This is a genomic window from Pseudomonas sp. K5002, assembly GCF_013386655.1.
Classification (GTDB): Bacteria; Pseudomonadota; Gammaproteobacteria; order Pseudomonadales; family Pseudomonadaceae; genus Aquipseudomonas.
The window spans coordinates 1-1,090 of sequence record NZ_JACARK010001323.1 but is presented as its reverse complement, the minus strand read 5'-3'; the positions used below and the strand labels follow the sequence as shown (position 1 = coordinate 1,090).

Annotated in this window: 2 pseudogenes; one reads left to right on the top strand and one right to left on the bottom strand. The window is 61.3% G+C overall.

Annotated features, from left to right (window positions below):
* Positions 1–596: pseudogene (locus HX846_RS36040) on the bottom strand (helix-turn-helix transcriptional regulator); the annotation flags it as partial.
* Positions 597–800: 204 nt separating this feature from the next.
* On the opposite strand from HX846_RS36040, the pseudogene HX846_RS36035 reads away from it, so the two are divergent.
* A pseudogene (locus HX846_RS36035) lies at positions 801–1,090 on the top strand (GNAT family N-acetyltransferase); the annotation flags it as partial.

Below are 1,090 nucleotides of genomic sequence, written 5' to 3'. Positions count from 1 at the left end.
TGGTCGCAGACCGCCAGGGCCAGGTTGCGCGGGCTGGTAAGGGTTTCGCGCATGGCCACCAGGGTGCGGATCTGGTTCGCCGAGACGGCCGCCACCAGGTGCAGCATCAGGTTGTTCAGCAGTTGGCAGTCGTCCTGGTTGAACCGTGGCGCTCCCGGTTTGCGGTACAGGCTCAAGTGGTCACTGAGGCGGGTTTGCGGGTCGACGTGGATCACACACAACAACTCGCCAATGTCATGGCGCTGACCCAACCAATTCTGGCCCGGGCCGTTGGCGGGGTCGAGCATGTCGACAATCACTGCCTGGCCGGGTGCTTCGTGCACCAGCCCGACCGTCACGTCCACATGGCGGATCGACTGCCAGTCGGCCAAGTACGTGTCTGGCAGGTGATGCAGGTAGCTGCTGTGTTCTTCCGGCAGGCCATCGATGATCGCGGCACGCCCCCACCATGCGCTGTCGAAGGGCAGCAGTTGACTGATGCGCGACAGGGCATGGCCATGAAACTGTTCGATGTCCTGATGCTGGGCCAGGCGTTGCAGATCAAGCGTCAGGGTGCTGAAAGCCTGTAACAGGCCGGGGGGATCAAGACGGCTCATGGGCGTTCCTCTGTGGGACTTTTTTATTGTTCTAGTCACAGGGTTTAAAGGCCGAAACGGGGCAGGGCCTGGGTGAAGTATCGGCGCTGCGGGGGCTGATCGCTATCCTACAGATGCATGATGTGCGGCAGGATTTGTACTCGCCAAAAAACCGCTTTGCCGCCTACACTGGTCGGCCACGTGTTTTTCAAAGGACGAAACACCATGCACACACCTGAACCCAAGATCGTTATCACGCGCTTCACCGAGGCCCACCTTGAAGGCGTCGCTGCGCTCTACAACGACCCGGCTGTATGCCGTCAGGTGCTGCAAATGCCTTTCCAGTCAGTCGAGGCCTGGCGCAAACGCCTGGTGCAGGACAACGAGCGGCGGCTACAGCTGGTGGCGCTGCATGCCGGTGAAGTGATCGGCCAGCTGGGTTTGGAACAGTATTTGCGCGTGCGCCAAAGCCACGTCGGCTCATTCGGCATGGGCGTCGCCACCGCCTGGCAGGG